This window comes from Chitinivorax sp. PXF-14 (genome assembly GCF_040812015.1).
Classification (GTDB): domain Bacteria; phylum Pseudomonadota; class Gammaproteobacteria; order Burkholderiales; family SCOH01; genus JBFNXJ01.
Window position 1 is genome coordinate 60,781 of sequence record NZ_JBFNXJ010000021.1, and the last position, 6,000, is coordinate 66,780.

Annotated in this window: 6 protein-coding genes; 5 read left to right on the forward strand and 1 reads right to left on the reverse strand. The window is 63.8% G+C overall.

Annotated features, from left to right (window positions below; translation table 11 throughout):
* Positions 1-109: 109 nt before the first annotated feature.
* Positions 110-820, forward strand: a complete 711-nt coding sequence (locus ABWL39_RS19335; RefSeq protein ID WP_367795318.1) for a TetR/AcrR family transcriptional regulator — start codon at positions 110-112, stop codon at positions 818-820.
* Between the two features lie 20 nt (positions 821-840).
* Here ABWL39_RS19335 and ABWL39_RS19340 read toward each other — a convergent pair whose 3' ends face one another.
* Positions 841-2,262, reverse strand: a complete 1,422-nt coding sequence (locus ABWL39_RS19340; protein ID WP_367795321.1) for a PLP-dependent aminotransferase family protein — start codon at positions 2,260-2,262, stop codon at positions 841-843.
* A 103-nt stretch (positions 2,263-2,365) separates the two neighbouring features.
* On the opposite strand from ABWL39_RS19340, the gene ABWL39_RS19345 reads away from it, so the two are divergent.
* From ABWL39_RS19345 to ABWL39_RS19360, 4 genes are read left to right on the forward strand one after another with little or no spacing between them, the layout of a single operon-like run.
* Positions 2,366-4,039, forward strand: coding sequence for a nitrite/sulfite reductase (locus ABWL39_RS19345; protein ID WP_367795324.1), 1,674 nt, complete (start codon positions 2,366-2,368; stop codon positions 4,037-4,039).
* Complete coding sequence (locus tag ABWL39_RS19350; RefSeq protein WP_367795327.1) at positions 4,036-4,587, forward strand: DUF934 domain-containing protein; 552 nt, start codon at positions 4,036-4,038, stop codon at positions 4,585-4,587. The genes ABWL39_RS19345 and ABWL39_RS19350 overlap by 4 nt, the downstream gene beginning before the upstream one ends.
* Positions 4,588-4,630: 43 nt before the next feature.
* Positions 4,631-5,443 (forward strand): RHS repeat-associated core domain-containing protein, encoded by an 813-nt coding sequence (locus ABWL39_RS19355; RefSeq protein WP_367795329.1) that lies wholly within the window; start codon positions 4,631-4,633, stop codon positions 5,441-5,443.
* Positions 5,444-5,454: 11 nt separating this feature from the next.
* A complete protein-coding gene (locus ABWL39_RS19360; RefSeq protein WP_367795332.1) occupies positions 5,455-5,877 on the forward strand; it encodes a HEAT repeat domain-containing protein in 423 nt (140 codons plus the stop codon).
* Positions 5,878-6,000 lie beyond the last annotated feature (123 nt).

Sequence of the window (6,000 nt, forward strand, 5' to 3'; positions counted from 1 at the left end):
CCCCGGAAGTGGCCGCGCCAGGCGGTGAGAAACCGGTGCCGGGTTGTGGCTGCGACCTGGAAGTGACTCGGCGCCGCCAGGCGATTTGCAAACGATGGACCATGACGTAATGAACGCAGAACAGACTGAGCCGATCGACTCACAAAACCACCGGACCCGCGTTGGCATCGAGCGGCGCCAGAAGATGCGAACGCGCCTGATCGAGAGTGCCTTCGTCGTGTTTTCCCGAATGGGGGTCGATGTTTCGGTGATCGATGATGTGATCGCCGAGGCGGGCGTATCGCGGGGGACGTTCTACAACTATTTCCGCACCAACACCGAATTGATGGCTGCGGTGGGTGAAACGTTGTCGGACGAGCTCGTGGGGCTGATCGAAGAAACCGTGGGCGGACTCGACGACCCTGTCGAGATACTGGCAACCGGTCTGCGCCTCTTCCTCCGCACGGCCAGCGCGTACCCGCACTTTGCCGACTTCATCTGGCGTGCAGGTTTCAATCTCGATGCCGCGGGCAGCCTGATCCGCACCTATCTGCCGCGCCACATTGCAGCAAGCATGGAACGGGGCAGCTTACAGGTGGCGGATGTCTTCACCGCACTCGAGGTAATGATGGGGATCATGCTGGCGGCCATTTTCGGCATCTCGATGCGCGCACCAGCAGACGATTATCCTGAGCGGATTGTTCAACACATTCTGCAGGCCCTGGGCGTGCAGCGGCAGGAAGCCCTCCGTCTGACGGCGTTGCCGTTGCCGTTGCCGGCCATCTCCCTGCCTGCCGATTCGCTTATCGCCCGCTCACACCAAGGCAAGGCTGCAAGCTGAGGGCGACAGGCTGACGTCGCCTATCCCTGCCCATACAGCGCTTTCGCCAGCTCCCCGAGCATTGCCATGCCTTTCTGGTGGGCCTCTCCCCACGGCGAGCCGTAATTGAGCCGGATGCAATGGCGGAACTGCCGGCTCGGCGAGAAGATCGGCCCCGGTGCAATGCTGATGCCGAGCGCGGCCGCCTGCCGGTGCAGGGCGAGTGTATCGAAGCCCTCGGCAAACTCCACCCACAGGAAATAGCCGCCAGCAGGCCGCGATACGCGGATATCGGCCGGAAAGTGGCGTGCCAGCGCGTCGTTCATGCACTGCAGCTGGCCTTCGAGCGCGTGGCGCAGCTTGCGCAGATGCTTGTCGTAGCCGCCGGTGTGCAGGTAGTCGGCCAGCGCCACCTGTGCCGGCACGCTGGCCGACAGCGTGGTCATCAGCTTCAGTTGCTCGATCTGCCTGCCGAAGCGCCCCGGTGCGACCCAGCCGATACGGTAGCCCGGCGCCAGCGTCTTGGAGAAGGAGCTGCAGTGCATCACCAGCCCCTTCCGGTCGAAGGCCTTGGCGGGCAGCGGGTAACGCTGGCCGAAGTACAGCTCGCCGTACACATCGTCTTCGATCAGCGGGATGTCGCGCTTGGCCAGCAGCTCGACCAGCGCTTTCTTCCTGCCTTCCTCCATCGTCGTGCCCATCGGATTCTGGAAGGTGGTCATGAACCAGCAGGCCTTGACCGGGTGCCGCTCGATCGCGGTGGCCAACGCTGCCAGGTCGATCCCTTCCTTCGGGTGCACGGGGATCTCGATCGCCTTCATGTGGAGCCGCTCCAGCGCTTGCGAGGCGGCATAGAAGCCGGGGGACTCGATGGCGATCAGGTCGCTCGGCCTCGCGATGGCGGCAAGGCACAGGTTCAGCGCCTCCAGCGCGCCGCTGGTGACGATGATGTGCTCCGGCGGTTGCGGCAAGCCCATGCCGAGATAGCGCAGCGCGATCTGCTGGCGCAGGGCCATGTTGCCGGGCGGCAGGCTCGCCACCGTGTCCCATGGGTCGATGAAGCGGGCGGCCGAGGCGAGCGAGCGCGCCAGCCGGGGCAGCGGAAACAGCCGCGGCGACGGAAAGGCCGAGCCGAGCGGCAGCATGTTGCGGTCCTGCACCGCGCCGAGCACCGAAAACACCAGTTCGTTGACGTCGACCGAGTCCGAAATCAGCGGTGCCGTGCCGCTTGCCGGCTCGGGCGGGTGCGCCAAGCCGGTGCTGGCGACGTAATAGCCCGAGCGCTCGCGAGCGCGCACCAGCCCGCGTTCTTCTAGGCGGTAATAGGCCTGAAACGCCGTGGCCGGGCTGACGCCGTATTGCGCGATGACCTTGCGGATCGACGGCAGGCGGCTGCCGGGGGCGAGCTGTCCGCTGCGGATGTCGGCCGCGAGGAGTTCGGCCACTTCTTCATAGCGCTTCACGGCCATCCAATCTGATACGCAATAATTTCATTTTGCTGATTCTGTTACCGATCGGGCGCCAAGTCCACACTGGCGGCATCACTCGTTTGCCATGGTTAGCCTCATGTATCGATACGACCAATACGACCTGACGCTGCTGGAGCAGCGTACCGCGCAGTTTCGCGACCAGGTGGTGCGCCGCCTGTCCGGCGCGCTGTCGGAGGAGGAATTCCTGCCGCTGCGGCTGCAGAACGGCCTCTACCACCAGCGCCACGCCTACATGCTGAGGGTGGCCATTCCGTACGGCACGCTGTCGTCCGCGCAGCTGCGCGTGCTGGCCGAGATCGCCGACCGCTGGGACCGCGGCTACGGCCATTTCACCACGCGCCAGAACATCCAGTTCAACTGGATTCGCCTCGAGGACGCACCGGACATCATGGACCGGCTGGCCGAGGCCGAGATGCACGCGATCCAGACCTCGGGCAATGTCGTGCGCAACATCACCACGGAACATTTTGCCGGGGTGGCGGCCGACGAGGTGCTGGACCCGCGCCCGCTGGCCGAAATTCTGCGCCAGTGGTCGACGATGAACCCCGAGTTCACCTTCCTGCCGCGTAAATTCAAGATCGCCATCTCCGCCTCGACGACCGACCGCGCCGCCGTCAAGGCACACGATGTCGGCCTCTACCTGTATCGGGACGAGCGTGGCGAGCCGATGCTCAGGGTGCTGGTCGGCGGCGGCCTCGGGCGCACACCGATGCTCGGCGTGGTGATTCGCGAGGCCTTGCCCTGGCGGCATCTGACGACCTATGTCGAGGCGGTGCTGCGCGTCTATAACCGCCATGGCCGCCGCGACAACAAATACAAGGCGCGCATCAAGATACTGGTGCAATCGCTGGGGGCCGAGCCGTTCGCCGCCGAGGTCGAGCGCGAGTGGGCGCTGATCAAGGACAGCCCGGCGACGATCACCCAAGCCGAATACCGCCGTGTGGCGGCCTTCTTTGCCCTGCCGCCATATGCCGACCAGGCCGGGCCGGATGCCGCCGATGTCGCCGCACGGCAGGCAGGCAACCCCGAGTTTGCCCGCTGGTGCCGCCGCAATGTTCATCCGCACAAGGTCGCGGGCTATGCCAGCGTGACGCTGTCGACCAAGCCCGGCATGGCGGCGCCCCCCGGCGACGTGAGCAGCGCGCAGATGCGGGCCGTGGCCGACTGGGCCGACCAGTATGGTTTCGGCGAGGTGCGCGTCAGCCATGAGCAGAACCTGATTCTGCCCGACGTGCGCCGGCAGGACCTCCACGCGCTATGGCAGGCCGCCGAGGCGCACGCGCTCGCCACCGCCAATATCGGCCTGCTGACCGACGTGATCGCCTGCCCGGGCGGCGATTACTGCTCGCTCGCCAATGCCCGCTCGATCCCCGTCGCGCAGGCGATCCAGGCGCGCTTTCAGGATCTGGACTACCTGCACGACCTGGGCGGGCTCACGCTCAACATCTCCGGCTGCGTGAACGCCTGCGGCCATCATCATCTCGGCAACATCGGCATCCTAGGCGTCGACAAGAACGGCGAAGAGTGGTACCAGGTCACGCTGGGCGGCAGGCAGGGCGCGGCGGCCGCCATCGGCAAGGTCATCGGGCGGGCTTTCCGGGCCGAGGAAATGCCCGAGGTGATCGAGCGCATCGTCGCCACCTTCGTCGCGCACCGGCATGGCGACGAGCCGTTCAGCGATACGGTGCAGCGCATCGGCCTGGCACCGTTCAAGGAACGGGTCTACGCCCTGGCGGGAGAACAGCCATGAAGCAGATCATTCGCGCCTTGCCCTCGGGTGCCGTGGTCGTCGCGGATCACTGGCACATCCTGCGCGACGGGGAGGGCGAGCCGGTGTTGCCGGCAGGCAGTCAGGTGCTGCTGCCGCTGCCGCTGTGGCGCCGGCTGCGGCAGGATGGCGTCGCGCTCGACGCGTCGGCCGTCGGCGTGTGGATCGGCTGCGACGACGAGTACGAAGGCCTCGCCGGCGAACTGCTTGCGCTGCCGCTGATCGCCGTGGACTTCCCGGCATTCCGCGATGGTCGCGGCTACAGTGTCGCCTACCTGCTGCGCAGCCGCTTCGGCTACCGCGGCGAGCTGCGCGCGATCGGCGACGTGCTGCGCGATCAGCTGTTCTACATGCAGCGCTGCGGTTTTGACAGCTTCGACGTGCGCGCCGACAAGGACATCGACGATGCGCTGCGCGGGCTCACCGCCTACACCATTCGCTATCAGGGCGCCGTCGACGACCCGGTGCCGCTGTTCCGCAAACGCGCCGAGGCGGCGCCGGATACCGCCGACGACGGCTGGGCGCTGTAAAGGCAGCAAATCGCACGTATCCATCACCCATTTGCTTGGGGGGGTGAATGTCTCGATCGTGACCTGTGCAGGCGTGGGGGCGGCTTCCAGCGGCCAGCGTGCCCGCTGGTACGACCCGAGCATCGGGCGCTTCACCCAGCGCGATCCGATCGGGCTCAGGGGCGGGATCAACGCGTTCGCCTACGTGCGCGGCAACCCGGTATCGCTGACCGACCCGAGCGGCTTGTACGCCGCGCCGTCCTCATTGGGCGGGGGCGTCGGTGGCGGTGGCGGCAGCAGTTGTGGTGTCAAGTGCCTGTTCACGATGAATGGGATGGATGCGAGTTACTATGACAACGACGAGCCGGTAAAACTCGCCTCGGCGACGATAGTTTGCCTGCCTCCTGCTGAGTGCGTACCGTTGCCCACGCCGTATCCCAGCAAGGGCCCTGGACGACAAACGTTGGATGGCTTTGCAGATACACCAAAGCCACCTGATGTTGGTGGATTTGTGAACGGGGCACTAGAGGGGGCGAAGGATGCTATTCTCCACCCCGGCGAGTTTATTGATTGGCTCCGAGGTAAGCCGATATTTAATCAGGCCACAGACAGTGGAGGTCAGTCTGCTTCGCCGCCACCACCACATGATGACGATGAAGCTAAGCAGCAGACTCGTGGAGAAAAGGGTAAGACTTTCCGTGGCGGCAAGAAGGCAGATCGTGATAAGTGGTATGGCCAGAATGACAAGGAATTCCAGCGGTGGTGGCATCGTGAAGGCAAAGAGGAGTTCAACGGTGGGCGAGATATTGAGGACGCTCAGAACGCGCACGCTGCACGTGATTACTGGGAAAGTCTTGGCAAGCCGCGAGTTAAGTGAGGAGGGAATTGATGCCGGAGCTTAATGGCACAACTGCAGACACATCGCAAGATTTGGCTGTATTGGAGTTAACCGATAACGCAGCATTACGTAATACGCTGGCGATGCGCTTGGCAGAAACCAAGAGGCCTGATGTCCTCACCGTGCTGCTTCGGCTAATTAGTAAGCCAGAGTTGAGTAATGCTCGAGCCACACTTGTTCATTGCCTAGGTTTTTACAATCTTGCTGACCATTTCGATTTGCTGGTAGGTTTGGTTGCTAGCGGCAACTGGGAGGTTGCACACGAGGCCCATGGCCTCTTAAGTTCAATCGAGGAAGTTAATGGGGACGATGTAGCCAAGGCCTATGACTTGATAAAGGGTTTGTTATATCAGGGTGTGCCTGATGGCTGGAGGAAAGACCTCTTGCAAGATCTTTTGTCAATGTTCGAGTGAGCAAGGCCGTAAGGCGCAATTGAAGCGAAGCGCATTGCGCCGCATGAGGTAAATCGAAGAGCCGGTGCCGGAGCGATCCGCACGGGGCTGTCAGATTTTCCGTGTTTAACGGGCTGCTGATAT